The 24,382-nt window shown below is 69.1% G+C and carries 25 protein-coding genes and 1 pseudogene; 14 read left to right on the top strand and 12 right to left on the bottom strand.

From position 1 onward, the window contains the following. Nucleotides 1-55: 55 nt before the first annotated feature. From ACIHFD_RS49980 to ACIHFD_RS49960, 5 genes are all read left to right on the top strand, one after another. Nucleotides 56-1,753 carry a sensor histidine kinase gene (locus ACIHFD_RS49980; protein ID WP_397372912.1) on the top strand — a complete coding sequence of 566 codons (1,698 nt, stop codon included), beginning with the start codon at nucleotides 56-58 and terminating at the stop codon, nucleotides 1,751-1,753. Next, entirely contained in the window at nucleotides 1,744-2,391 is a 648-nt protein-coding gene (locus ACIHFD_RS49975) for a response regulator transcription factor (protein ID WP_350726012.1), read from the top strand. The genes ACIHFD_RS49980 and ACIHFD_RS49975 overlap by 10 nt, the downstream gene beginning before the upstream one ends. Before the next feature lie 157 nt (nucleotides 2,392-2,548). Next, on the top strand, nucleotides 2,549-3,574 hold the full coding sequence (locus ACIHFD_RS49970) for a hypothetical protein (RefSeq protein ID WP_397372911.1): 1,026 nt from the start codon (nucleotides 2,549-2,551) through the stop codon (nucleotides 3,572-3,574). Next, on the top strand, nucleotides 3,571-4,830 hold the full coding sequence (locus ACIHFD_RS49965) for a hypothetical protein (RefSeq protein WP_397372910.1): 1,260 nt from the start codon (nucleotides 3,571-3,573) through the stop codon (nucleotides 4,828-4,830). The genes ACIHFD_RS49970 and ACIHFD_RS49965 overlap by 4 nt, the downstream gene beginning before the upstream one ends. Then, on the top strand, nucleotides 4,827-5,207 hold the full coding sequence (locus ACIHFD_RS49960) for a hypothetical protein (RefSeq protein WP_350726006.1): 381 nt from the start codon (nucleotides 4,827-4,829) through the stop codon (nucleotides 5,205-5,207). The genes ACIHFD_RS49965 and ACIHFD_RS49960 overlap by 4 nt, the downstream gene beginning before the upstream one ends. A gap of 88 nt (nucleotides 5,208-5,295) precedes the next feature. Here the strand turns inward: ACIHFD_RS49960 and ACIHFD_RS49955 are convergent, their stop codons facing one another. The 5 genes from ACIHFD_RS49955 to ACIHFD_RS49935 all read right to left on the bottom strand — a co-directional run bounded on the left by ACIHFD_RS49955 (nucleotide 5,296) and on the right by ACIHFD_RS49935 (nucleotide 11,119). Beyond that, on the bottom strand, nucleotides 5,296-5,727 hold the full coding sequence (locus ACIHFD_RS49955; protein WP_397372909.1) for a MarR family winged helix-turn-helix transcriptional regulator: 432 nt from the start codon (nucleotides 5,725-5,727) through the stop codon (nucleotides 5,296-5,298). Nucleotide 5,728: 1 nt separating this feature from the next. Further along, complete coding sequence (locus ACIHFD_RS49950) at nucleotides 5,729-6,112, bottom strand: SRPBCC family protein (RefSeq protein WP_397372996.1); 384 nt, start codon at nucleotides 6,110-6,112, stop codon at nucleotides 5,729-5,731. Between the two features lie 72 nt (nucleotides 6,113-6,184). Further along, nucleotides 6,185-8,260 (bottom strand): DUF4132 domain-containing protein, encoded by a 2,076-nt coding sequence (locus ACIHFD_RS49945; RefSeq protein WP_397372908.1) that lies wholly within the window; start codon nucleotides 8,258-8,260, stop codon nucleotides 6,185-6,187. Between the two features lie 14 nt (nucleotides 8,261-8,274). Continuing rightward, nucleotides 8,275-10,725, bottom strand: a complete 2,451-nt coding sequence (locus tag ACIHFD_RS49940) for a DUF4132 domain-containing protein (protein ID WP_397372907.1) — start codon at nucleotides 10,723-10,725, stop codon at nucleotides 8,275-8,277. A gap of 1 nt (nucleotide 10,726) precedes the next feature. After that, nucleotides 10,727-11,119, bottom strand: a complete 393-nt coding sequence (locus ACIHFD_RS49935) for a hypothetical protein (RefSeq protein ID WP_397372906.1) — start codon at nucleotides 11,117-11,119, stop codon at nucleotides 10,727-10,729. Between the two features lie 427 nt (nucleotides 11,120-11,546). On the opposite strand from ACIHFD_RS49935, the gene ACIHFD_RS49930 reads away from it, so the two are divergent. The 3 genes from ACIHFD_RS49930 (at nucleotide 11,547) to ACIHFD_RS49920 (ending at nucleotide 12,721) form a co-directional block, all read left to right on the top strand. Then, complete coding sequence (locus tag ACIHFD_RS49930) at nucleotides 11,547-11,864, top strand: hypothetical protein (protein ID WP_397372905.1); 318 nt, start codon at nucleotides 11,547-11,549, stop codon at nucleotides 11,862-11,864. A 19-nt stretch (nucleotides 11,865-11,883) separates the two neighbouring features. Then, complete coding sequence (locus tag ACIHFD_RS49925) at nucleotides 11,884-12,141, top strand: DUF4190 domain-containing protein (RefSeq protein WP_397372904.1); 258 nt, start codon at nucleotides 11,884-11,886, stop codon at nucleotides 12,139-12,141. 61 nt (nucleotides 12,142-12,202) lie between these two features. Then, nucleotides 12,203-12,721, top strand: coding sequence for a hypothetical protein (locus ACIHFD_RS49920; RefSeq protein WP_397372903.1), 519 nt, complete (start codon nucleotides 12,203-12,205; stop codon nucleotides 12,719-12,721). A 13-nt stretch (nucleotides 12,722-12,734) separates the two neighbouring features. Here ACIHFD_RS49920 and ACIHFD_RS49915 read toward each other — a convergent pair whose 3' ends face one another. Further along, complete coding sequence (locus ACIHFD_RS49915) at nucleotides 12,735-15,806, bottom strand: DUF3427 domain-containing protein (RefSeq protein WP_397372902.1); 3,072 nt, start codon at nucleotides 15,804-15,806, stop codon at nucleotides 12,735-12,737. A 64-nt stretch (nucleotides 15,807-15,870) separates the two neighbouring features. Between ACIHFD_RS49915 and ACIHFD_RS49910 the strand changes: the two genes are divergently transcribed. From ACIHFD_RS49910 to ACIHFD_RS49900, 3 genes are all read left to right on the top strand, one after another. Continuing rightward, on the top strand, nucleotides 15,871-16,749 hold the full coding sequence (locus ACIHFD_RS49910; RefSeq protein WP_397372901.1) for a phosphorothioated DNA-binding restriction endonuclease: 879 nt from the start codon (nucleotides 15,871-15,873) through the stop codon (nucleotides 16,747-16,749). Between the two features lie 387 nt (nucleotides 16,750-17,136). Beyond that, nucleotides 17,137-17,355, top strand: coding sequence for an EF-hand domain-containing protein (locus ACIHFD_RS49905; RefSeq protein ID WP_363970484.1), 219 nt, complete (start codon nucleotides 17,137-17,139; stop codon nucleotides 17,353-17,355). 339 nt (nucleotides 17,356-17,694) lie between these two features. Next, nucleotides 17,695-17,910, top strand: coding sequence for a hypothetical protein (locus ACIHFD_RS49900; RefSeq protein WP_397372900.1), 216 nt, complete (start codon nucleotides 17,695-17,697; stop codon nucleotides 17,908-17,910). A gap of 109 nt (nucleotides 17,911-18,019) precedes the next feature. Here the strand turns inward: ACIHFD_RS49900 and ACIHFD_RS49895 are convergent, their stop codons facing one another. Beyond that, nucleotides 18,020-18,613, bottom strand: a complete 594-nt coding sequence (locus ACIHFD_RS49895; protein ID WP_397372899.1) for a hypothetical protein — start codon at nucleotides 18,611-18,613, stop codon at nucleotides 18,020-18,022. Nucleotides 18,614-18,761: 148 nt separating this feature from the next. On the opposite strand from ACIHFD_RS49895, the pseudogene ACIHFD_RS49890 reads away from it, so the two are divergent. Further along, a pseudogene (locus tag ACIHFD_RS49890) lies at nucleotides 18,762-19,526 on the top strand (IS5 family transposase). On the opposite strand, the gene prfH reads toward ACIHFD_RS49890, so the two are convergent. Then, nucleotides 19,514-20,224, bottom strand: coding sequence for a peptide chain release factor H (prfH, locus tag ACIHFD_RS49885; RefSeq protein WP_397372898.1), 711 nt, complete (start codon nucleotides 20,222-20,224; stop codon nucleotides 19,514-19,516). The pseudogene ACIHFD_RS49890 and the gene prfH sit on opposite strands and share 13 nt — an antisense overlap. Continuing rightward, nucleotides 20,221-21,408: an RNA ligase RtcB family protein gene (locus tag ACIHFD_RS49880; RefSeq protein WP_397372897.1), complete on the bottom strand. Its 1,188-nt coding sequence runs from the start codon at nucleotides 21,406-21,408 to the stop codon at nucleotides 20,221-20,223. Before ACIHFD_RS49880 ends, prfH begins: the two co-directional genes overlap by 4 nt. Before the next feature lie 626 nt (nucleotides 21,409-22,034). Here ACIHFD_RS49880 and ACIHFD_RS49875 point away from each other — a divergent pair. Beyond that, nucleotides 22,035-22,577 (top strand): nucleotidyltransferase domain-containing protein, encoded by a 543-nt coding sequence (locus ACIHFD_RS49875; RefSeq protein WP_397372896.1) that lies wholly within the window; start codon nucleotides 22,035-22,037, stop codon nucleotides 22,575-22,577. Nucleotides 22,578-22,852: 275 nt separating this feature from the next. Here the strand turns inward: ACIHFD_RS49875 and ACIHFD_RS49870 are convergent, their stop codons facing one another. The 3 genes from ACIHFD_RS49870 to ACIHFD_RS49860 form a co-directional block, all read right to left on the bottom strand. Next, complete coding sequence (locus ACIHFD_RS49870) at nucleotides 22,853-23,326, bottom strand: hypothetical protein (RefSeq protein WP_397372895.1); 474 nt, start codon at nucleotides 23,324-23,326, stop codon at nucleotides 22,853-22,855. 190 nt (nucleotides 23,327-23,516) lie between these two features. Further along, nucleotides 23,517-23,762 (bottom strand): HAD family hydrolase, encoded by a 246-nt coding sequence (locus ACIHFD_RS49865; RefSeq protein WP_397372995.1) that lies wholly within the window; start codon nucleotides 23,760-23,762, stop codon nucleotides 23,517-23,519. Between the two features lie 24 nt (nucleotides 23,763-23,786). After that, on the bottom strand, nucleotides 23,787-23,957 hold the full coding sequence (locus ACIHFD_RS49860) for a hypothetical protein (protein WP_397372894.1): 171 nt from the start codon (nucleotides 23,955-23,957) through the stop codon (nucleotides 23,787-23,789). Between ACIHFD_RS49860 and ACIHFD_RS49855 the strand changes: the two genes are divergently transcribed. After that, the gene (locus tag ACIHFD_RS49855; RefSeq protein WP_397372893.1) at nucleotides 23,950-24,336 is read left to right on the top strand and encodes a hypothetical protein; all 387 of its coding nucleotides are present in this window, start codon (nucleotides 23,950-23,952) and stop codon (nucleotides 24,334-24,336) included. The two genes, ACIHFD_RS49860 and ACIHFD_RS49855, sit on opposite strands and share 8 nt — an antisense overlap. Nucleotides 24,337-24,382 lie beyond the last annotated feature (46 nt).

Here is a 24,382-nt window from a genome sequence, read left to right as displayed (position 1 = left end):
CGATCCGTCCGCATTCCGGATGGTTCGCCCGTACAATCCCCATCGGGGGTGGGCGATGGCGACACGTTCCAGGGGCACCACCGCGTTACTCGCCGTCGCGGCGGGAGGGCTTTGGCTGCTGGTCGTCAACGCCCTGGGGGCCAGCCCGGGCGCCATCTGGCGGCACGGCCCGATATTCGTGCTCGGCGCGCTGGCCGGCGTCTCCTTTCTCGCGGGCGGGATCGTGGCCTGGCGGGAGCATCCGCGTAACCAGGTCGGCCCGCTCATGGCCGTGCTCGGGGTCGCCTGGATCCCCCAGCAGGTGCTGTTCTTCCCCGGACAGCAGCTGTGGGCGCTGGCACTGTGCGGCCTGTGGGCGGGGATGGCCTGCCACCTGTTCCTCGCCTTCCCCACCGGCCGGCTGGACCTGGTGTCGTACAAGGTGGTGACCGGCCTGGCGTACGTCCTGGCCCTCGTGCTGCCCACGGCCAAGGCCCTCATGCGCCTTCCGATGCCCGTGCCGCTCCGGAATTTCACCGACGCGCTCGACGCCTCGTCCTGGCAGCTGACCGTCCTCATGTCGGGCATGGTGCTCGCTCTCAAGGTCAAGCGCTGGCGTCAGGCCAGCATGGCGCAGCGCCGGGCGGTCGCGCCGGTCACCGGCGCGTCGATGGTCGCGACGGTCGCCTTCGCCGTGGACCGCATGGCCGAGCTCTTCGGCCCGAACCCGCTGCAGGTCCCCATCACGCTCGTCATGCTGGTGTCCTTCATGGCGGTCCCGATGGCGTACCTGGTCGGCCTCATGCGCAGCCGGATGGACCACGGCCGCGTGGCCGACCTCGTGGTACGCCTGAGCAGGCGCGAACGGCGGGGCACGCTGCGCGACGAGCTGGCCGCCACCCTGCGGGACCCCGGGCTGGTCGTGGGCTACTGGACGGCCGAGCAGGACAGGTACGTGGACGCCGACGGCCGCCCGGTCGACCTGAACCCGGGGCCGAGCAGGGTCGTCACCCGCGTCGACCAGGGCGAGGCGCCGCTCGCCGTACTCGTGCACGACGTCGCCCTCCTCGAACAGCCCCTTCTCGTCGAGGCCGCGTGCGCAGCCGCGGCGCTCGCCCTGGAGAACGAGCGGCTCACCGCGGACCTGCGGGCCCGCCTGCGGCAGCTCGCGGCCTCGCGGCGGCGGATGTTGCAGTGGGGCGAGGCCGAACGCCGCAGGTTCGAACGCGACCTGCACGACGGCGTGCAGCAGCGGCTGCTGTCGGTGGCGATGACGCTCGGGCTGGCCGAGGCCGGCACCGACCCCGGGCGGGCCGCGCCGCTGATCGGCGAGGCCAAGACGGCGGTGCTGGCCGCGCTGGACGACCTGCGTGCGGTCAGCCACGGCATCCACCCGCCGGTGCTGACCGAGCGCGGTCTGTCCGGCGCGGTCAAGGAGCTGGCCGCGGTCGCTCCCATGGCCGTCACCTGCGACCTGGCGCTGGACGAGCCGCTGCCGCAGGCCGTGGAGAGCGCGGCCTACTACATCGTCAACGAGGCCCTGGCCAACGTGACCAAGCACGCCGCCGCGTCGAAGGCATGGGTACGGCTCGCCCTGGTCGGCCGCCGCCTCCTGGTCGAGGTGGGCGACGACGGCGTGGGCGGGGCCGATCCCGCGCTCGGCTCGGGGCTCGCCGGACTCGCCGACCGCGCCGAGGCCAACGGCGGCAAGCTCACGATCGACAGCCCACCGGGGAAGGGAACCGTGTTGAAGGTGGTCCTGCCGTGCGCGTAGCGATCTGCGAGGACTCCACACTGTTCCGCGAGGGCCTGGCCCGGCTGCTGACCGAGGCCGGGTTCGCGGTGGCGGCGTCCGTCGAGCACGCCGACGAGCTGCTCGCCCATGTGGCGAAGGACCCGCCCGACGTGGCCGTGCTCGACATCCGGTTGCCGCCCACGCACACCGACGAGGGCCTGCGCGCCGCGGTCACGCTGCGGGAGCGGCATCCGCAGGTGGGGGTGTTGGTGCTGTCGCAGTACGTACGGGTGAGCTACGCGGTCGAGCTGCTCGGCGGCCGCACGGAGGGCGTGGGCTACCTGCTGAAGGACCGGGTGTCGGACCTGGCCGAGTTCGCCGCGGCCATCCGCCGGGTGGGGTCGGGCGGGTCCGCGCTGGACCCGGTCGTGGTCGAGCAGCTCGTCGGCCGCCACCGGCAGCCCGGCGACCCGCTGCGCATGCTCACCGAGCGGGAGCGCGCCGTGCTGCGGTTGATGGCCGAGGGGCGTACGAACATGGCGATCGCCGAGCTGCTGGTCATCGCCGAGCGCACCGTGGAGAAGCACTGCACCAGCATCTTCGTCAAGCTCGGCCTGGAGGCGAGCCCGCACGACCACCGGCGGGTGCTCGCGGTGTTGCGCTATCTGAACGCCTGAGGGGTGCGGATAACCGTACCTACCGGTGGGTGCCAGCCGGGTTCCGCTTCCGGTGGCCATCGCGAAGGATCGGATCAACGGAAGGAGCAGGCTCATGGTGGCAGTGGACGCCGGGGTCCGGCGGCTGCTGGCGGACTCCGGGGAAGCACGTACATGGGTGAGCCCTCGGGCGGACCTGGTCATGGCGTTGCTCGGCGTCTGGTACGGCGTCGGGCTGATGATCGACGCCTGGGCGCACAGCACCCTGGCCGAGTTGGAGACGTTCTTCACGCCGTGGCACGCGGCGTTCTACTCGGGGTTCGCGGCGGTGTCGGGGTGGATCATCTGGCAGGTCTACCGCAACGTGCGCACCGGCCGAAGCGGGCTGGCGGCGGTGCCGAACGGGTACCTGGCGGGGTTGCTCGCCATCCCGGGGTTCGCCGCGTTCGGGTTCGCCGACATGATGTGGCACACGTTCCTGGGCATCGAGCAGACCATCGACATCCTGTTCAGCCCGTCCCACCTGGGGCTGATCCTGACGATGATGCTCATCATCACGACCCCGCTCCGCTCGGCCTGGAGCGCCCCGGACATCGGGGAGCGGCCCCGGCTGTCGCGGCTGCTGCCGGCGCTGATCGGGCTCGGCTTCGGCGCCACGCTGGTGTCGCTGTTCGTGTCGTACGGCAACGCCATGCAGCGGAGCCCGAACGGCATCGTCCGGGACTTCTCCGCCCTGGATGGCAACGGCGCCGACATACTGGCCGCATCGATGATCATCACGAACATCATGGTGCTCGCTCCCGTGCTGTTCCTCCTGCGGCGCTGGCAGCTGCCGTTCGGGAGCGCGACCGTGCTGTCCGCGGTCGGCATCCTGATGCCGGGCGCGCAGACGGCCTTCCGTAACCTGCCGATCCTGCTGGCGTTCGTCGCCGCCGGGCTGGTGAGTGATCTGCTGATCCGGTGGCTGCGGCCCTCGCGGGAGCGCCGGGGCGCCTACTGGGCCTTCGCCGGCCTGTCGGCGTTCGCCACCTGGTCCCTGTACATCGCGGTCGCCTCCGTGTTCGCCGGGCAGCTGCCCGTCGTACCCGAGCTCTGGACCGGCGCCCCGATCGTGGCCGGTCTGGTCGGCCTGGCCCTCGGTGCTCTGTTCCTCCCGAACGCGCTGCCCGCGGAGACCGGCGAGTCCGGCGCCCGGCGGGCATGATCCGGCTTCTCTGCCTGGTCGGCCTGCTGGTGGTGCTGCTGGCTTCGCCGGCGGCGGCGCACGACGTCAAGGCGGGGGCGGACCTGCGGATCGCGCAGACGATCGCGGGCGCGGAGCTGACCCTCGTGATCAAGGCCACGACCCGGGTGCCGGGGCCGCTGCGCGTCGAGGTGATCGGGTTCCCGTCCGCTCCGACGCTGGACCTGCGGCTCCGGTCGGTGACCGACGGGCGTGTCGTGACCGGCACGGTGACGCCGGGCCGCCCCGCCCAGCTGCGGGTCGAGGAGACCGGGCCGCACGAGCTGACCATCGGCGCCGGGGGCGAGAGCGCGGTGATCCCGTTCCGGGTCCTGGTGGACCGGGGTTCGGGGTGGGAGTTCCTGATCTACGGCGGCCTGTTCGTGGCCGGGCTGCTCCTGGTGGGCGGGCTGCTCACCGGCGCGTTCAACCGGCGCGGCCGGTCGGCGTTCGTGGTGACCGCGGTCGCCGCGGCGGGGCTCGTGGTGGCCGCGTTGATCGTGATCCTCGACCCCTGGCTGCCCGCCCGGTCGCCGGACGGCGCCGAGCCGCGTCCCACGGACTCGCTGCTCGGCAGGCCGTACGTGCAGCGGGTGGTAACTATGGTCCCCGCCGCCCCGGCGGCCGGCGAGGAGTTCGTGGCGCGCGTGGAGCTGTTCGACGGGTCCACCGGGCGTCCCGTCGACGACCTCACCATCCACCACGAGGCCATGGCCCACCTGGTGGTCACCAGCGAGGACGGCCGTTACTTCCGCCACGTCCATCCGCTGCGCACCGCGCCCGGCCGCCTGGAGGTACGGCTGCGCGCCGACCGCCCCGGTCGCTATCTCACCTATGTCGAGCTCGAACGCACCGACTCCGGCGGCCAGCTCCTCACCGGCTCTTTCACGGTCACCGGGTCGGCGAAGCCCACGGCCGCGTCCGACCCGGAGATCCAGGACGCCGCCGCCACCGGGACGGTCACGGTGACGCCCGCCGCACCGCAGGCGGGGCGGGCGGCCAGCGTCGAGGTGGCCACCAGCGGCACGCCACGGCCGTGGCTCGGGATGGCGGGTCACCTCATCGTGCGCGGCGCGGACGGCGAGTTCCTCGGCCACGTCCACGAGATGGGGACGCCCGGCAGCCGGCTGCGCTTCACGTTCAGTTTCCCCGTGCCGGGCCGCTACCTCGCCTGGGCGCAGTACGCGACGGACCGCGGCATCACCACCGTGCCCTTCACCGTGGAGGTCCCCCGATGAAGCAGGTCAAGGGCCTGAGGCTGCTGATCCTCGGCGGGCTCGTGGCGGTCGTGGCGGCCGCGTTCGTCATCGCCCGCACCTCGGGCCCGGACCCGGTGACCACGACGGGAACCCGTTACGCCGTCACCGTCACGGCCGACCGGAGCGCGGTCGACATCCGGGTGGACAGGGGCGAGGCCGACACGGTGATCGTCGCCGCCGTGATGACCACCATGGGTCACGCGGTGCCCGAGGTCACCGCCAGGAAGGCCGCCCCCGGCCACTTCGTCGCCGAGGGTGACCTGTTCCTCATGAACGGCGCGTGGGAGCTGTCGGTCCGCCTCGCCGGCCGCTCCGGCGAGGAGACCCTCACGCTCAACACTCTCGTCACCGACTAGCTCTCCGGGTCCTTCTGCGGGCTGTCGCAGGGCGGTGACGAGGGTCACGGTTGTCCTCCGGCGAGTTGTCGCAGGGCGGTGACGAGGGTCACGGTTGCCCTCCCGCGAGCTGTCGCAGGACGGTGACGAGGCCGGCCGTGTCGGGCACGGCCCGGAAGAACTCGGCGTCGGCCCGCTCCACCTCCTCGACGGCCCGCCGGGCCAGCTCGGCGCCCTGATCCGTGACCCGCAGCAGGCGGGCGCGGCTGTCGGCGGGATCCGGCTCACGGACGAGCAGACCCTTTTCCTCCAGCTTGCGCACGACCTGGGAGGTCATCTTGACGTCGGTGTCGGCGAACGTGGCGACGGCGAGCTGATTGGGCAGCTCGCCGTGCCGGTTCAGCCACTCGGTGCTGGCCAGCAGCACGAACTGGACGTGCGTCAGGTCGAAGGGCGCCAGCGCGGCGGCGATGGCCCGCTGCCAGCGCAACGTGGTCCGCCAGAGCAGCAATCCCGGGCTGTCGTCGGGCGCGAGCGCCATCTCAGGACGCCTCGGCCAGCTTGATCAGGGCGGCCATGGCGTCGGGGACGTCGGAGGTGACCATCGGGCCGATCTCCTCGGCGCCCGGGCCGGTGATCTCGACGCGGTGGGTGACGCGGGTGCCGGTCCCGGTCTCCGCCAGCCGGTGGATGAAGCGCAGGGTCAGCTCTCCGACGACGGTCTCGTCGGTGAACAGCTCGCCGGTGACCAGCTCGACGATGCGGAAGCGGACGGTGTCCTGGCCTTCGGGGGTCATGGTGCCCTCGGTGCCCACCTCGAAGGGGCCCTCCAGGTCGATCTGGAGGAGGCTGGTGTCCCATGCGGTCCAGCCGTTGACGTCGGCGTAGAGGGCCCAGACGGCCGCGGCGGGGGCGGGGGTGTCCAGCGTGTGCTCGTAGGCGTTTTGTCGCGTTCCTCCTCGGGGAGTTGATCCGTGCGCAGACTATCTACGCGTAGACTATATCGCCCGGAGCTGGCGGGTGATGGAGGGGTCGGTGATGGCGGTGTCGTTCGCCAGCAGGAAGGCCTTGCTGAGGATGAGCGCCAACCGGCCGTCCTCCTCGAACGGAAGGAACAGCCCGGCCTGGGGGGCTCTTGCGGCGACGATGCACAGGTAGGCGTCGTTGGGTTCCATCAGGATGTTCGCCGACCCTAGGTGGATCTTGTAGGTGCGCAGATCACCCCGTACCACCAGGAAACGGTCGGTCATGGTGCAGCGGTCGGCGATGGTCGTACGCCCGATCAACCGGGACAGCGCGTCGCGGCGCACCTCGGCGGAGGGCGGCAGGGCCGCGAACGAGCCCGTCCGCCAGTAGTCCCGCAGGTGGTCCGGCCCCTGGTCGGCCCACTGGGGATCGCTCGTGATCGAGGCGACGCCCACGAACAGGTCCACGTCCCGCATGGCCTCGCTGAACACCAGCGCGGGGACCTCCGTCAACGGCGCCTGCTGCCACCTGCCCTCGGTCAGCCGTTGGAAGTGGATCGGGCCGGTGCTCGCGTGGTGCTCGTCGTACAGGCTGTGGTCGAAGTACACCCGCCACCGTCCGCTCGCCAGCACCCGGTGGGCCTCACCCTGGTAGCCGCCGTCCCACTGTCCGAGGAAGGGCGACTGCCAGCCTCGCTGTTTGAACAGCGCCCGGAGCCTGCGGTAGTCCACCACGTGCCCGTCGAACCGGAAGGAGTGGATCCCGGTCTCCTCCTCGGCGGGCGTGAGCAGGTAGACCTCGCGGAAGGCCTGCTTGAACGGCTGGCGCAGCTCCTTGCCCTGCACCACCTCCCGCCAGGCGCGGACCTCCTCCACCGACGCGCGGGCCGGATGCCACAGCCGTACGGGCACGTCCGGCACGCTCATCCCCAGCTCGCCGCGCCACACGCCGGGCGAGATCTCGAACTCCCAGATCAGCCGGTCGACGACCGAGCGGCCCTCCAACTGCCGGTAGGGCGCGGCCTTCTCGCCGGTGTATCCGGCCTCCAGCGCCCTGAACAGGGTCGTCTGCTGCTGCATGGTCTGCTTGGCCAGCTCGCGCAGCCGCTTGACCTCGTCCGGGTGCTCCCGCCTGACCGCCGCCGGGACCGCCTTCAGCTTCCTGTCCCCGTGCCACCACGACAGCTCGACCTCGCCGTCGGTCGAGATCACCGCCGTGTGCTCGCCGAACGCCTGCCGTACGCGCCCGTCGGGCACCCTGAACGCCACCTCCAGCCGCTCGGCCAGGGCGGGCTCGATGCGCTTGAACATGCGGTCCAGCTGCTTGGGCACCCCGGCGTGCCGCGTGACCTGGCGGGCGGCGCGCAGCGCGGAGATCGCCTCGGGCGTCGGGTGGTCCCGCACCGCGCGGGCGATCTCGAACAGCAGTGCCTGGGAGGGCAGGGTCTTGGCCTGGGTGGGCGCCACCGCGATCCCGCGCGCCAGCGGATCCAGCAGGCCGGGCAGCCAGGGCTCGTCCCGGTAGAGCGCCAGCCGTACGGCCCGGCCGAGGGCCGACTTCTCGTCGTCGCCGAACGCCTTCTCCGCCGTGTAGGGAATCTCACCGGTGTGGATCGCCGCGACACGGGCCTCGGCCGCCTCCAGCGCCGTCCGGGCGAAGTCGGGGTAGCCGGGCAGGGCGTCGAGCCATTCGATCACGCCGGGCAGCGGCTCCTCCCACCGCACCCGCGCCGCCTCGGCGAACAGCGCCCGGCGTTCCACGTCCCAGCCGAGCAGCATGTCCGTCTCGGCGACCGCGATCGGCCCGCACCTCTCGGCGAGCCGGGCGCTCACTTCGGCGTCCATGCCCGCCAGCCCCGCCGCCACCAGCATGGGGAAGCGTCCGTACGACCATGCGCCGTCCTCCGGCATCAGGAACCCGACCAGCTCGCGGGCCGGCGCGACGAGCTGCTGCCTGGCGCGCTCGTCGATCGCGTACCGCCCCGGTGCCGAGCCGGCGACGCCGGTCAGCCCGACGTTCAGCTGGGAGGCGTCGGGCCAGCGCGTGGGGTCGTTCGCGGTCCCGTTGATCAGATCGAGCAGGCGCTGCGCGAGGGGGGAGAGGTGCATGCCGGTGGGTCCTGTCAGAAGTGGATCTGGCGGGTGATGGACGGGTCGGTGATGGCGGCGTCGGCGGCCAGCAGGAACGCCTTGGACAGAATGATCGACAACATGCCGCCGTCCTCCTCGAAGGGCAGGAAGACCTGGTCGCCGGTGCTGTGAGGGACGATGCACAGGTAGGCGTCGTTGGGCTCCATGAGGATGTTGCCCGAGCCGAGATGGATCTTGTACGTGCGCAGGTCGCCGCGTACCCGCAGGAACCGGTCCGCCAGGGTGCAGCGGTCCGCGATGGCCAGGCGGGGCAGCAGCCCGGCCAGGGCGTCACGCCGGACCTGCGCGCTCTCGGTCAGGTCGCCGAAGCTGTAGGACTGCCAGTAGTCCCCGTGGCCCTCGGGGTCCAGGCCGGTGGAGGTGACGCCGACGGCCAGGTCGGCGTCGCGCAGCGCCTCCGACAGGGTGAGCGCCGGGACCTCGGCCAGCGGGACCGGCCGGCGGCCGGTGTCGGCCGGCGGGACCGACGAGGTGCCGGAGCGGAAACGAAGGTCGCCGCTGACGCAGATGGAGGCGGTGGTGCCGTAGCCGTCGCGTTCGTAGGAGTGCTCGTCCAGGTAAAACTCCCAGGTGGCGGTCAGGCCGCCGGGTAGCTCCTTGACGGCCTCGCACTGCTCGGACCCTCCGGCCGCGCCCCAGTGGCCCAACGACATGCCGGTCCAGCCGCGCTCGGTGAGCAGCGCCTTGGCCTGGCCGTACCGGAGCAGATGGCCGGAGAAGCGGCGTGAGTGGTCGTGCGTCGCCTCCTCGGCGGGAGTGAGCAGGTAGACCTCGCGGAAGGCCTGCTTGAACGGCTGGCGCAGGCCGATCGCCAGCAGGTGGTCCCGCCAGGCGCGGACCTCCTCGGGAGTATGGGAGATGGGATGCCACAGACGGACCGAGGTCTCCGGGCGGGGCCGGACGCGGCGCCCGGCCGGATCGGTCAGCTCCCACGCTCCGCCGACGCGGGCGGGAAGCCCGGCGGAGCCCTGGACGACCTCCCAGATCAGGGTACGGGCGAAGGCGCCGGTGACCGGGTGGTCGAGGTAGAACTCGCACACCTCCTGCCAGGACCAGCTCCGCCCGGCCGCCAGCACGCGCTCGACGCGGAGCCGTTCGGCGGGGACCGTCTTCTTCAGCTCCTTCGCCGTGGCCCTGAACTCGGCCAGCAACTCCCGGTCGACGCTCTTGGGGATGGTCTTGCGGCCGTTCCAGGTGATCGCGCCGGTCACGGCCAGGGTCAGCCCCTGCTCGGTCCGCGTGCCGTCGTGGCCCAGGCCGAAGGTGGGGACAGTGCGTTCGACCAACTGCTCCGGAGACAGCCCGGTCCGTACGGCTATTTCGTGGAGGATCTGCTTGACCTTGGTCAGGACGCTCTTCCTGCGCACCTTGGCCTGGATGCGGGCGAGCTGGGCGACCACCTCCATACCCCCGCGCCGGGCCAGCACGCCGAGGGCCGCGTTGGCCACTCGCTCGCTGCGGGAGTTCGGGCCCGATCCGCCCATCCCGATGCCGGTGGCCAGTGCCACGTCACCCAGGAGCCCGGTCACCCAGGGCTCGCCGATCAGCTCGCAGGTCCAGATCATCCCGCGCAGGAGCTCGGCGGTGCGCTCGTGGAGATAGGTGACGACCTCACCGTAGCCGTTGTGCCAGAGCCCTTCACGGTAGGCGGGCACGCGGCCCAGGATCTCCCGGATCAGCTCGGTGGCGTGGGGCGTGAGCAGCTCACCCGCGCGTGCCGTCCACTGCGGCGCCGGGTTGGGGGTGATCGCGGTGGCCCAGTGTCTCACGAGCGGGAGGGCATCGGGCTCGCCCAGCCGCTCGCTGTACTCCTCGCGCAGCAGCGCGGCGAAGCCGTCGCACTCGGGCAGGAGGGAACGCGTGGCCGCGGCGGGGTCGCCGGCGAGGTGCTCGGCGATGAGACCGTCCAGCAGCCGCTTGGCCGTCCAGCCGGCCGAGAGCGGGACCGCCTCCATCTCCCGCTGCGCCTGCATGAGGAGCGGCAGGAGCGGTTCGCGCTCGCTCGCCGGCAGATCCTTGATCGAGGACATCGGAATGCGGTAGACGAGGTCCTTCCAGGGCTGCTCCGGTTGGGCGAGTGTGGTCCGCCACAGCAGCTCCCGCTCGTGCGGGGACCAGCGCAGCTTGCGCTGGGCCAGCCTGGTGAGGAGTGTCTCGCCGGCGATGCTGCCGTCGGTGGTCAGCGTGAGCAACTGCGCCCACAACGCCGCCGTCCGCCATTCGGCCTCGCCCCATCCGACGGAGAGCTCCTTCAGCAGCGCCTCATCGACGAAACGGTAGGTCTCCTGAGGGCGCAGAGTGGCGTCGAGCCCGCGGAACAACTCCAGCGCGGCCTGCCCCAATCCGCCTCCACCTCCACCTCCGCTCTCGTCTTCGTCGAGCCGGCTGCGGACCTCGGCCGGGAGGCCGTCGAGAACGCCCACGTCAGCCTCCGACCAGCGGGACGAGCTTGACGAAGGAGACGACGGGGTCGGCGATCAGGTCGATCTCATCGTCCAGATCCAGGATCTGCCGGTCACCGACCAGCAGCAGGAAGCCGTTGCGGGCGAACGCGGCCTCGGCGGTGTCGGCCTGCTTCTCCCAGTCCAGCCTGCGCACGCTCCGCATCCGGTAGCCGTTCAGCTCGGCCTCGGCGTCGGTCGGTCTGACCAGACCGCGGAAATGGTGGGAGGGGGCGGCGTTGTAGCGGGCCACCTCCTCGCGTACGCGCAGCCGTACCAGCTCCCTGGCCGAGATCCGCTCGGGCAGCTCGGGCACGGAGAACTCCTCCAGAGCCCGGCCGGTCGCGGTCTCGTCGCGAAACGTCACTGATGCCATCGGACACCTTGCTTCCATGAAGATCAGGCGGTGCGGCAATCTATAGCAGCGGCGAACGACAGAAACCCCGACGGCGGCGGGCCCGCTGTTCGAGACGTGCGCCGTCTTCCCTGAGGGCTGAATTCGTGAAAGACGTCGTGGCCTGGACAGCGCCGTGATGACCCCGGCGGGCATCGGCAGCCCGGTCGCCAGGGTGTCGCAGGATGGAGGCCGACGACCGCCAGAGCCGCCCCCACAACGGGAGCCGCGCTCTCATATGGGCATGCTGGGCCGACCCCACGCGAAGAGCACCGAGCTGCTCGCAAACGCCACAGGAATAGCCAGGACCACATGGAGCAGCAGCAAGCCCGCGGTCGCGGAGGAATTGTCCGCAACGCCACCCGGATAAATTAGGATCTTTCTACTTTCCCTGTGAAAGAGGTCGACTGTGCGTGTGTGGGGGCTGTTCGCGGACTGGTTCTGGCGCATGGACAGGTCCCTGGGCGGTGCTGCGGAACCGCACCGCGGTCAACGCTTCTCCGCGGCCCACCCGCTGTTCCTCGGCCTGGTCATGGGGCCCGCCTTCGGCGTGCTGATCGACAGCCTCCTGCTGATCAGCACCCTGGCCGGCTTCGATGGCCCCCTCACCGCGACCACTTTGCTCTTGTCCCTCGGCCTCTCGGTTTTCATCGCGGTGCTCTTCGTAGGCATGGGCTACTTCGAACGCCTGCGCCAGCGCCACTATGGCCACTACCGGGAGTCATAGCCCTTTAGGAAGTGCCAAATTGTCAACAGTCGAAGCTTTCGCGCCAAAGAACCAGTGGGCTATTGCCGCCCTGGTCCTTTCGATCCTCGGGCTGGTCACGCTCGCCGTACCAAGCGTGGCCGGGGTGATACTCGGACACATGGCCCTCTGGCGGGCGAATCATCTCAACGGAAATGGAAGAGCCGTTTCCATCACGGCGCTGATCCTCGGCTACGTGGGCATCTCCATTTACGCCACGATCTTCATCCTGTGGACCATCCTCCTGTGGAACTTCTGACCCGAGCAGCCCCCGTGATGTCTACTGGTCGTCCGAGCGCCGCCTCTTCTACGCTCCCTCCGTGGCAGACATCGGCTATCTGGACGCCCTGCAGATGTGGTTCTCGGGCAACAGCGCCTTGCAGGACTCCACCATGTACGGCCTGGGCATGCTGTGGTGGGGGCGATTCGGGAAGATCGCCGCGTTCCTCGGCGGAATGACGGTCGTCCTCGACATCCTCGGCCCAGAACGGATCCGTGAATACGGCGGACGCCTCCGAGCCGTCCCCCGGTCCCGCACCCAGGGAACGCTGACAGGTTTGACCACGGGAGGGGGCGCGATCGTCGTCGGTGCCATGGCGGCCGCCGTCGACGTCGCCATGGGGCTCGGCAGCGGCCGGCTCCCCCTGGCGGTCCTGATCGCGACGATCGTCCTCGCCGTCGGCTGGGTGGCGATCTCGACCGCCAGGAGCAAGCTGTTCGAGAACACCCTCAAAGGCGTGGCCTGGGTGCTTGAGCATCCGAAGTCCCTGGTGTGGTGGCGCGTGATCAGCCTCCTCGGCCTGGTCGTCGGCTTCCACTTCGACCTGCTCGCCTCATGACGCCCGCGTCGGCTCAGCCCGCGGTGGCCTTGGCGTAGTGGAACACCTCGGGTGGAAGCGGGTGGTCCAGGCGCCAGACGAAGCGGATGGGTCGCTCGCCCTCATGGCTCACGTACCGCATGGGCCCGGCGTAGGTGTACGGCGGAGCACCAAGCCCTTCGTCACGTTTGGACTGCCGTACCAGGAGATGGACCGTGGATTCACCCGTCAGATAACGGCGGGCAGTGGCGGCGGAGGCCCGCAGCGTGCTCTGCGACTCCCACTGGAACAGCTCCTCGCTGATCGCCCGGTCGTGGTACAGCGTGGTGGGGGAGTAATGGTCCTCGGCCTTGTCGACGGTGACGAAGAACAGGTCCGCCCGGTGCTCCTGAACGTACTTGACCCCTTCCCGCATGTGCGCGGGCCGGTCGATGCCGAAAGCGGCCAGCACCTCGTTCTTGCTGTAGCGGGCATGGACGTGCAACGGCACGACGGCGTCCAGCCGCGGGGCGACGTGCCGGATTCCCGAGCGGAGCACGTCCGCCAGTTCCCCGAGCTCCGCGGCACGGGCACCGGTGAGCCGCGCGAGGCGGGCCTCCATGCCGGAGACGGGCTCGGTGCCGCCCCACAACATCGCATCGAGCATGGCCATGAGGCGTAGCTCGCGCGGAGACCGGGGAGCCCGGCTGGCCAACACGTCGCTCACAAAGGTCAGACGCTCGACGTCGTCGATGTGCAGCATCCGGCCCAAGGCGCGCCCGAGCCCTTCGTCCGGGGCAACGGCGTCGAGCCCCGCGGCGTGCCGCAGGGCGGCCCAGCCCTGGCGGCGCCGGTAGAGATCCTCCACGTCCAGCCCGGTCTCCCGCAGGAATGCGGACATGCTGACGTCCCCCAGCTCGCGGAGCTCGCGCGCCAGGTCCCGCCAGTTCAGGCTGAGCGCCTGCCGTACGTTCTCGAGAACGAGCCGCAGCACGTCACGATCCAGATCGATCACGCACCCGGCGGGCAGCGTCGGAAACCCCCGCTCGATCTCCCGCGCGATGCCGGTACGGCTCGCGCCCGTGAGCGCCCGATAGCGCCGATCGAAGCGGAACTGCTTGTGCTGATGGCCGACGAAGTCGAGCACGGTCAGGCACGGCTTGTCATCGGCGAGCCGCAACCCGCGCCCGAGCTGCTGCAGGAAGACGGTGGCGCTGTCGGTGGGCCGCAGGAAGAGCACGGTGTCGATCTCCGGAACGTCGACGCCCTCGTTGAAGAGGTCGACGGTGAAGACCGCGTTGATCCGGCGTTCTCTCAGGTCACGCAGCGCCTGGTCACGCTCGTCGTTCCGGCTCTGCACGGTCACGGCCACCGACGGGAGCCCCGCCCGGGTGAACCGGTCGGCCATGAACCGGGCATGATCGACACTCACGCAGAACCCGATGGCCCGCATCCGTCCGACCTCGCCGACCTTCCGCCGCAGCGTCTCCAACACCACGGCGGCGCGGCGGTCGTTGCCGGTGTAGACGTTCGAGAGCTGGCCGAGGTCGTAACCCTGGCCCCGGCGCCAGCCGATCTGGCGCAGGTCGGTGCCGTCGTGGACGCCGAAATACTGGAACGGGGCCAGCAGCCCGCGCTCCAGCGCCTCCCACAACCGCAGCTCGGCGGCGATCCGGCCGTCGAACCAGTGCTTGATGTCCTGCCCGTCGGCGCGTTCCGGCGTCGCGGTCAGCCCCAGGAGCACCGTGGGCCGCACACCGGAGAGCAGCTGCCGGTACGTGCCGGCCTCGGCATGGTGGAACTCGTCCACCACCACCATGTCGAACCGGTCCGGCTCCGGCAGCGGGTTGGCGTGCAACGTCTGGACCGAGGCGAACACGTGCCGCCACCGCTCCGGCCGGGCCCCGTCGACGTACAGCTCGCCGAACGTCTCGTCCCGCATCACCTGCCGGAACGTGAGCAGGCTCTGCCGCAGGATCTCCTTCCGGTGCGCGACGAACAGCAGCGACTCCGCCTGCCCGGCCGCACGCAGCCGCCGGTAGTCGAGCGCGGCGACCACGGTCTTGCCGGTGCCGGTGGCCATGACGACCAGGTTCCGCCACCGGTCGTGGATCTGCCGTTCGGCGGCGAGCTCGTCGAGGATCTCCCGCTGGTAGGAGTACGGGCGGACGTCCACGTGCGCGAAGTCGAGCACCACCGCCCGGCCCCCGGCCCGCTCGGCGGACAGGGCTCGGTCGAGCCGCTCCGCGTCCTGCGCCGGATCGTAGGGCTCGAACGACGGATCGCCCCAATAGTCGTCGAACGTGGCCGCGAACGTGTCGATCAGATGCGGCTGTTCGGCCTGAGCGAGGCGTACGTTCCACTCCAGCCCATGGCTGAGGGCGGTGCGCGACAGGTTGGAGGAGCCCACATAGGCCGTGGACAGGCCGTTGTCCCGCTGGAACAACCACGCCTTCGCATGCAGCCGGGTCATCCGCGTGTCATAGGAGACGCGGATCTCGGCGCCCATGGCCGCCAGCCGGTCCAGGGCCAGGCGGTCGGTGGCGCCGATGTACGTGGTGGTCACCACCCTCAGCCGGCCGCCCCGCGCCACGAACTCCTCGATCGCCTCCGCCAGCACCCGCACGCCGTTCCACTTCACGAACGCGCACAGCAGATCCACCCGATCGGCCGAGGCCAGCTCGCGCTTGAGCTCATGGCCGATCTCCGGCTGTCCACGGCCGTTGACCAGCAACGCGCTACCGGTGAGGGGGATCACGGGCCGCGCGGGAAACCGTACCCGACCGGCCGCATCCCGATCCCGGCTCCTGGCGACGCCCAGCAGCTCCTCGGCGGCCTCCAGGAGTTCCTCGGGCGAGGCGGCCTCGGGCACCAGGTCGCCGATGAGGTCGGCGACCTTGTTGACGATCTCCACCTGCCGCGCCAGCCGTACCGCGTCGTTCTCGCCCCGTACGGAGCGCAGCGCCCGACGGGTGAGCGCGGCCAGATGCCGGGCCAGCGTCTCGTGGGAGTCGGCGATGTCCAGCGCCCGCCGGTCGACCAGGTCGCGATCGGGTACGGCACGCAGCAGGCCGTCCAGCTCACGAGTGATCAGATGCTGGTAAACGCCCGGCTGGAGATCGCTCACTCGGTGACTATAGGGCGCGGCCGGCCACCGCGACAGGCGGATAATCGCTCTACACTGGCCGATCGTGGACTGGATCGAGCGGGTCGCTGAGATCCGGCGCTGGACCAGAGGCGGCGAGCGCGCACCGCACAAGCCGCTCCTTCTCCTGTACGCCTTGGGCCATTTCCAACGGCACGGCAACCGGCCCATCACGTTCAGCGCCGCCGAGGCCGAGCTCAAGAAGCTGCTCAAGGAGTACGGCCCGCCCCGCGACACCAGCCCCGGCTACCCCTTCCACCATCTGACGAACGACGGCCTCTGGCTGGTCGACACCCGCCACGGCCCGGGCTCCCCGGGCCCTGAGCTGGGCCGCCTTCGCGACAGCCAGGCCGCCGGCCGCCTCCACCCCGACCTGGCCCGCGCCCTGTCGGAGGAGCCCGGCCTGCTGGGGCGAATCGCCCGCCACCTCCTGGACGCCAATTTCGCCCCATCCCTGCACCCGGACCTGTGCCTGCTGACCGGCCTCGACCTGGAATCCGGCGAGGAGCTCAGGACACCGCCGGTCCTGCGCCGCGACCCGGGCTTCCGCGACCGGGTGCTCATGGCGTACGAGTACTGCTGCGCGTTCTGCTCCTACGACGGGTGGCTGGACGGCGCGGCGGTGGGGCTGGACGCGGCACACGTACGCTGGTGGGCCTTCGACGGACCCGACGACCTGACCAACGGGCTGTGCCTGTGCGCCATCCACCACAAACTGTTCGACAAGGGCGTCCTCGGCCTGACCATCGACCGCACCATCGCCGTCTCCGCCAGGTTCGTGGGCCGGTCACAGGCATCCCACGACCTGGTCCTCTCCCTGTCCGGCCACCCCGCCCGAAGCCCCCAGCCCGGCCTGGACGCGGTGGAACCTGACCACATCAGCTGGCACAGCCGCCAGGTCTTCCGCACCCCCGCCCGCGGCTGACACCACCCTGGTCTTCATACGCAGGCACACGGCATCGTCACGGGGGACTCCGAGCCTCGTCCACGCACACGCCGTTGTCGAGCACCCCGCGACCTGCACCCCGCAACCTGCACCCGCAGCCCAGCGTCCGCAACGCCGTGATCCGCTCCCCCTGGCTGCCCATCCACGGTCACCCGGTCACCCGGTCACCTCGGCACGTCCGATCTACGCCGGTTCGTGCGAGCAGACGGTAGCGATCAGCCCGATCGACTTCCTGCCGTCGCGGATCCGAAACAGGGCGCCACGACCGGCGCTTTCGTCCCGTCATTCCTCGCGTGAGGGCACAAGCTCGTGCTTCGATGTTGCTTTGCCAGTACATCGAATGAATCGCACGATGAGAGGTCACCCATGCCAGATCTCAACGACCCGACCGCCACGTTCCAGGAGTTCGACCGTGACGGGGACGGATACATCACGCGCGAGGAGTTCACGCTCGCCATGAACGCGCGCGGCGAGCAGGTCACCACCACCGAGCTCGACTCGATCTTCAAGGTCTCGGACGAGCACGACGGGGACGTGGACGGACGCATCTCGTTGGCGGAGTTCCTGGTGGCCTGGAACAAGTGACGACACGCTCGCCGACCTCTAAACGATCAGTGTGCTGGTTAAGAAACATAGGAAACTCCAGCCGGGTGTGGCTGCGGCACCACCATCAGCGGACGGTGTCGCGAGCCACGATCAGCCGCTACCTGACGCGGCATGGCCCGGTCATCCCCAAGCCGAAGAAGCGGCCTCGCTCGTCCTACATCCGCTTTGAAGCGGCGCTGCCGAACGAGACCTGGCAGGCCGACTTCACCCACTACCGGCTGGCCGACGGCAGCGACGCCGAGATCCTCAACTGGCTGGACGGCCACCCCCCGCTACGCCTTGCTCGTCACCTGCCGGCGCCGGGTCACAGGGCCTATCGTGCGCGACACCTTCAGCCAAGCCGTCGCCGCCCATGGCGTGCCCGTCCCCACGCTGACCGACAACGGCAAGACGATGAAGAGCGTCGTCGACGCTGTCACCGGAGAGCTTCTCCGTGAGCTGACCATCGACCCCAGCCGTGACTACCAACCCCAGGCAAACCCCAAAACGACGAAATCCCCGAACCCGCAAGTTCGAGGGTTTTCGATGTCCTGAGACATCACAACCCTGAACGATCAGGATTCAATCTGCGGCCCCCGCTTTGGGAGAGCTCGAGCCGTACCGGGGGCAGGGGTTACGTCGTTTCCATGACTCCGGCTCTCAGCTACGGGGCGATGTAGTGGTTCATGAACAGGTGTATTTGGACAGGCATACGGATCTCGACGGCGTGGGGGAGAATCATCGCGCTCTTGAACGTGTGCGCTGAGGAGGGATAGCTGAAGTGGCGGCCGCAGGGGTGCGCGGCGGCGGTTTTCACGTGCCACACACTCGCGCGCAGGGATAGCGAGTCAACTAGCCACAGTTGGTAGTCGTCGCGGTGTTCGGCCAGGTGGGTGATGTAGTGAGTGAGGACGGTATGCGCGACCGCCTCGGCCGTGTCGGCCAGGATGATTCCCTGGGAGTGCTCGCTAGGCGCGGGGTTCCAGCCTTTGGCGTGCAGGTCGGTGTATTCGATGAGATAGGTGTATTCATCGGCAGTGTCGGCCGCATCCGGCGTGCCGAGTTGTTCGGCCGCCTGGGCCGATAGTCGAGCCCAGTCAGCGATGCCGGCGTACAGCACTGCCTGCTGGTTGATGTGCGGAGCGTCTTCGCTCGCGGCGCTCTCATCCAGGCGCGGCATGTTGAGCAGGGCCGCCACCTGGTAAAGCCGGCGGAGAGGAACCAGGCGGTCCCACGCGTCGGTGAGATCGTTCGTCACGGCCTTCAGTGTGGGGGCTCGTCAAACGAACGGTCAGGAGAAGACCAAAAGATCTTCCGTGGCGCCTTCCAAGAAGTCCTAACAGAATGATTTTGTTGTGCTTTGATCTCTCGCCGGAGCCGAGCGAGAGGGAGCGCGGGTGGCGAAGCTGAAGCCGTGGGAAGTCAGTGACGAGCTGTGGGCGTGATCGAGCCGCTGTTGCCCCAGCGTCAGCGGCGCTTCCGCCATCCGGGACGCAAGCGACTACATGACCCATCTTGTTCGTCCTGCACACCGGCATCGCCTGGGAGCACCTGCCACAAGAGCTGGGATACGGCTCGGGCATGACCCACTGGCGACGCCTGGCCGAGTGGAACGCCTGCGGCGTCTGGCAGCGCCTACACGAGGTGATGCCGGACCGCCTGCGCGCGGCGGACGAGCTCGACCTCTCCCGGGCCGCAGTGGACTCTTCCCAGATCAGGGTGGTAGCCCGGCCCGTCCCCGGTCGATCGCGGACGGCCCAGCAGCAAGCGCCACCTGATCACCGACACCACCCTTGCCGCCATCCTCACCGGTGCCAACCGCAATGACGTCACCCAGCTCATCCCGCTCCTGCAGGCCATCCCGGAAGTACGCGGCAAGCGCGGCCGTCCGCGCCAGCGCCCCCGACGCCGTCCTCGCCGGCCTGGGCTCCGACCACGACAAGTATCGGCGCCTGGTGCGCGAACTACAGATCCGCCTACTGATCGCCCGCCACGACACCGCACATGGCTCCGGCCTGGGCAAACACCGCTACATCGTCGAGCAGACCTACGCCTTGCTGCACGCCTTCCGACGTCTGCGTGCTATGCCATATGGGCTGGTGCGGCGACAGGGGAGAGCTCGTCAGGGGCAGCACTGCACGCTCTTGCCCCACCGACCTCATGCCGACTGATGCGATCCTCCTTTCACGGTGGACGTGATCGGGGTGGCTTGCCGTCGCCGACGCTTCTGCGCCTGCGGGGCCAGGTTCTGCTCCGACGTTCCCGGGCGTTCGATGCGGGTGGGGTTGCCGCGTACGAGCTCATCGTGGATGCGCCAGCGGGCGGTGGTGACGGCGCGTCCCGCCGCCTCGTCGCCATGCTCGATGCGCTGTCGCAGCAACCGCATGGCGATGCGGCGGTTGAGGCTGAACTGCCGCTCGGTGTCGACCACGACGACGATCCCCGTGGGCCGGTGGGTCGCCCGTACGGCCGTGCTGGCCTTGTTCCGATGTTGACCGCCGGGGCCGCCGGTGCGGCAGGCGACGATGTCGACGTCTGCTTCCGCGAACGTCGTACGCGGGGTGTCGACCTGGCACGGCTCGGCGATGACGTACCAGTTCTTCCGGCCGGTGCCGGCCCGGTACGGGCTGGGGGCCTGCCAGCACAGAGTTCCGGTCCACGAAGCGGCGAACGCCTCGGCTCCGTCACCTGCGATCCGGACGAGAACCGATCGATACGTGCCGGGCCGATCACCGGGAACGGTCTGGGCCCGATGGGTCTCCAGACCCTGCCGGGTGGCGTCAGTTTCCATGCGGTGCAGCAGTTGCGCCAACGCCCAGGCACACTCCTGCGGGCCGCGCCCGGCCGACAGCAGCAGGTGGACGCTCACGGCCGCCCCCGCTTGCGGCGCTGCTCCCGATGGTCCCTCTGGGGCACCGACCCGAGGTCGGGCGTCTTGTAGGTGACCAGAGGGATCGTGGTGGCCACGGGCGTGGCCAGGTCATGGTCGACGAGGTCGGCGATCACTTGCTCAATGCGCTTGTAGGCCGTCGGCGCCTCCTCGAAGAGCAGTTGCCGGTCGCCGCACACCACCAACGACCCCATCGGCGTACGGCGCAGCTCCTCGACCGTGTGCTTGGCCCGACCCCGGCGCAGAGCGTCCGCACGCGACATCTTGCGGCCCGCGCCGTGCGCCACGGAATGGCCGGCGTCCGGCCCGGCGTGACCGGCCACCAGGTAGGACGGAGTGCCTCGCGTACCGGCGATGAGCACGTCGCGGCCGTCACCCGGCGCCGCCCCCTTGCGGTGCAGGTAGATCCCGTCGCGGACCTCGACGAGGTTGTGGCACTGGTCGACGATCGGCTCGGTGGGCTCGAACCCCAGGGCATGGGCGACCAGGGCGGCCAGCAACCGCCGATTGAGCGATCCCCAGCGTACGGCGTCGTCATGCATCGCCAGATAGGCGCCCGGATCAGGGGCGGGGCCCGCTCCATGGACCTCGGTGTGCGCCCGCAGGATCCGTTCCCCCAGCCCACGGGAACCACTGTGGACGATGAGAACCAGGTCACCGGCGGCGAGTTCGAGCCGGCTCGCGTGGTCCGGCTCGAAAACGGTCCCGATGCGCGCCAGCTCGACGAAGTGGTTTCCCCGGCCGACCGTCCCGAGGCCCTCGACGTACCCAGCGGGAATATCACCCTTCACCACGGCCCAGGCCGGGTCGTCGGCATCCTGCTCAGGATGCAGCGGGCGATCGAGATCGGGAAACCGGGCGGCAAGCTTCTCGGGTACGGCCCGCTTGAGCTTGACGGGGAACACGGCGATGCCGCAACCGATGTCGGAGCCCACCAGGAACGGGTACAGGATGGTCGATGCCATGGCGGCACCGATGGGGGCGCCCTTGCCCGGGTGCAGGTCAGGCATGGCAGCGACGTGCATCATCCCGTCGAGGGCGGCCACCTGATGGCACTGCGCGACGGCATCGGACTCGATCCAGCTCGTGGGGGAGGCGAACACGGTGACGCTGGCCGACGTGGCCGCCGGCAGGAACTCCTGCCGGGAGTGTTGTTGAGACAAAGACGCTCTCTTCGCTGAACAGGTTATGGGCGGGCGGCATCACGGCGAGAGTCGGCGCCGCGGCATCTCAAATGGCGGGGTGCGTCCGTCAGAGCATCATGGACACCACATTCCCCTGAGCCCGCCACGCGAGGCAAGCGATTTTCGGGCCGTACGGGCCTGCATGCTTGCACGCACCCTCACTCAATGACGTGCGGGTGACACGCTGAGACCTGGCGCGATTCGCGCCCTCTCATCCACGCGTCAGCGCGGGCATGATTGCCGCATGCCTGATATTGAGCGGGACCTTATCCAGGGCAATGGGGGAGCGCCAGTGGATACGTAACCAATGTGCTTTCTGGACAAGTGTGGCTGATGAAATTGAGGAGTATGAGCCGCCTCAGGATCCTCCGCCGAAGAGGAGAAGAGATCGTGGAGAGAGCAGCCCATCGGGGCCGTTCGTAGTGTCCATTCACAGGGCCCCGTGATCTGGTACCAGGCGAGCGCGGGGAGCGGCGGTAGCCAGGACTTGCCCTCGATGGCGTCGACTCCAATGATGCGGTGGCGGCGGCGGAGTCCAGGTAGCCCTCGAGTCTGGCACCAGCGGGCGAGGGTGGGCAGTTCACCCTGGATGGCAGGATCAAACCATGGACGAGAAGACGGAAGGGCAACTGCGTGTTATCCGCAAAGTCATCGCGGTCCTGCAGGCAGTCGATATCTCAGCGTGGCTGTTCGGGGGCTGGGGACTCGATGCGAGGATCGGCCGGATCACGCGCGAGCACGGCGACGTTGAATTCTGGGTTGAGCGTATTCACGCCGAGCGATCGAAGGCAGTGCTCGTAGGAGCCGGCGCCACGGCGCTGACGACTCAGCCGCCAGAGGAGGCCTGTGAGTTCACGCTGGACGATGTGCCGTTCAGCACCGCTTACTTTGACCGGTGGCCGGACGGATCGTTCAGTCAGCCCCTGGGGCGATGGTCCGACTGGCTGTTCCCGCCAGGATCCTTCGGCGACGAGCCCGTGATACTCGATGGCACGCCGGTGCCGGCCATGAGCGTCTCCGGCATGCTCGCCATGAAGGAGCAGTTCCCGCACCTGCGCAACGGCCGGCCGTGGCGGCAGAAGGACATCGCCGATATCGAGATACTCCGGGGGCTGGCCTCCGGGGAGAGGACCAGCGGTCACATTTAAGCGGCCTGAGCAGCGCAGGCCGTCATGTGGACCAGGTATAGCGGATATCCCCGGTGGACAGTTGAACCGCTCCGGGACTGATGGAGGCTCTGGTGTGCCCCGGGTTGAGTGGAGGTGGATTGATGACGACTACGCATGACCCAGGCGGCTAATGGGCCTGCAGACGCAGATTCCTCTCTCCGATGACAACCGATCCGGGGGACAAGTATCAAGGCAGGTGGAAAACGCTGCATAACCCCTGGTCACGGGCGCGACGCCGCGTCACGATCACGACGTCAGTAGAGCGAAGGCAGTGTTCGTGCGACCGCATCATTGAAGCGGTCGAGCAGTGGTTCGAGGCGCTTGCTGTGCTGTTCTGCCTCATCCATGCTCTTGGCCCAGATCGAGTCCCCGGCTGCTTTTTGGAGCTCCATGGCCAGCGAGCGGATCTCTTCGTTGAAGACCCGAGCCCGGGATGACTTCAGCAGCACCAAGGCCGTGGACCATCCGACAGCCGCAGGTGTCTCCCATTGCCGGGTCGGCCACTGCCCTGTCTCTTTCGCAATGGCGATGACCCCGTCGAGCTCCTCGTACGCCGATTTGATCAGATCAGCTACCGCGGTCTGAAGCGTGAGGATGCTGTCCCTCTGGAACGTGTCGCGTGCTGATCGGCGTTCGCGCTCGTGCTGTCGTTCGCTTTGCGCTGCCTCGCGCTTGCCCTTCTGATGTTCTGCATAGATTGTCACGATTGCCGTGATGATGGAGCCCACCAGGACTCCTATTAAGCCGGAAAGGGCCTCACTCATGTTGGCTCTCTTCTGTCGGGCGTGATCAACGGCGACTTCAGCAGGCTGACAGCAAAGCCGCCCGGCTTACTGGTCGGTCATGTGGAAGTCCAGCAGGTGCACCTCTCGCAGAATGTTGGCGTATGTATTGAAAATGTGCACGAAGCCAGCGTGGTCAGGCTTCCCTGTGTACTGATCGCAGGATGGCTATTGCCTCGATGACGTCGGTGACCGCATGGTCGACATGATGCTCTTGGCCTGACCAGGTTCCCCTATTGATCCAAATAGTGCGCAGGCCTGCCATCTGGGCGCCCTGGATATCAGCTATGAGATTGTCGCCGGTCATCCAGCCGCCCTTGCCCAGAGCGCCTCCACAACGCTGAGCAGCTATGCGGAAAAGATCGACCTCGGGCTTGCGAATGCTCGTTCTCAGGGACTGGAATGATCAAGCGGTAAGGGCGTATCTGTTCTGGTAGCCGGCCGGGTAGACACGCTGATGCTCTTGCTGGAGATGGAAGGCGAAGTACTCCTCGAAGTCTCCGTTGCTGATCACGGCGCGGAGCTTGAGGACCGCCTCGGCACCGGCCAGTCCCCAGCGGGCGCCGGTAATGTCCAACCTGTCGCCGATCAAGTGCCGGCACGCTCCCTCGATCACGCCCGTGGCGATCGGCCAGCCCTTGTTTCAGCGCGTGGTCGTAGCGCAGGAACTCGGCGTTGCCGCTCAGATAGCGAATGCAGGAGTCGATGCCGCTGCGCCGCTCGCCGGCCAGGCCAGCGGCGGCGGCCTGGGCATCCAGCGTGGCGGCGACGTGATCGGCGTGGCCGGCCAGCACGGCCAGCGCGTACGCCGCGCCCCAGTCTTCGGCGGCCGGGTCATCTCCGGCGTGCAGGCGCCAGGCCGCCGTCCACAACCGCTCCAGTCCCACACGGAAGGCGCCACTAGCGACCCCTACCTCCTGGTCGCCGCCCGCCAGCAGGCGGATCGCTACATCTGAAAAGCGAAGGTCGGCAGTTCGACCCTGCCCCTGACCGCCGCACTTC

Source organism: Nonomuraea sp. NPDC051941, from assembly GCF_044593615.1.
This window is presented reverse-complemented; position numbering and strand designations above follow the sequence as displayed.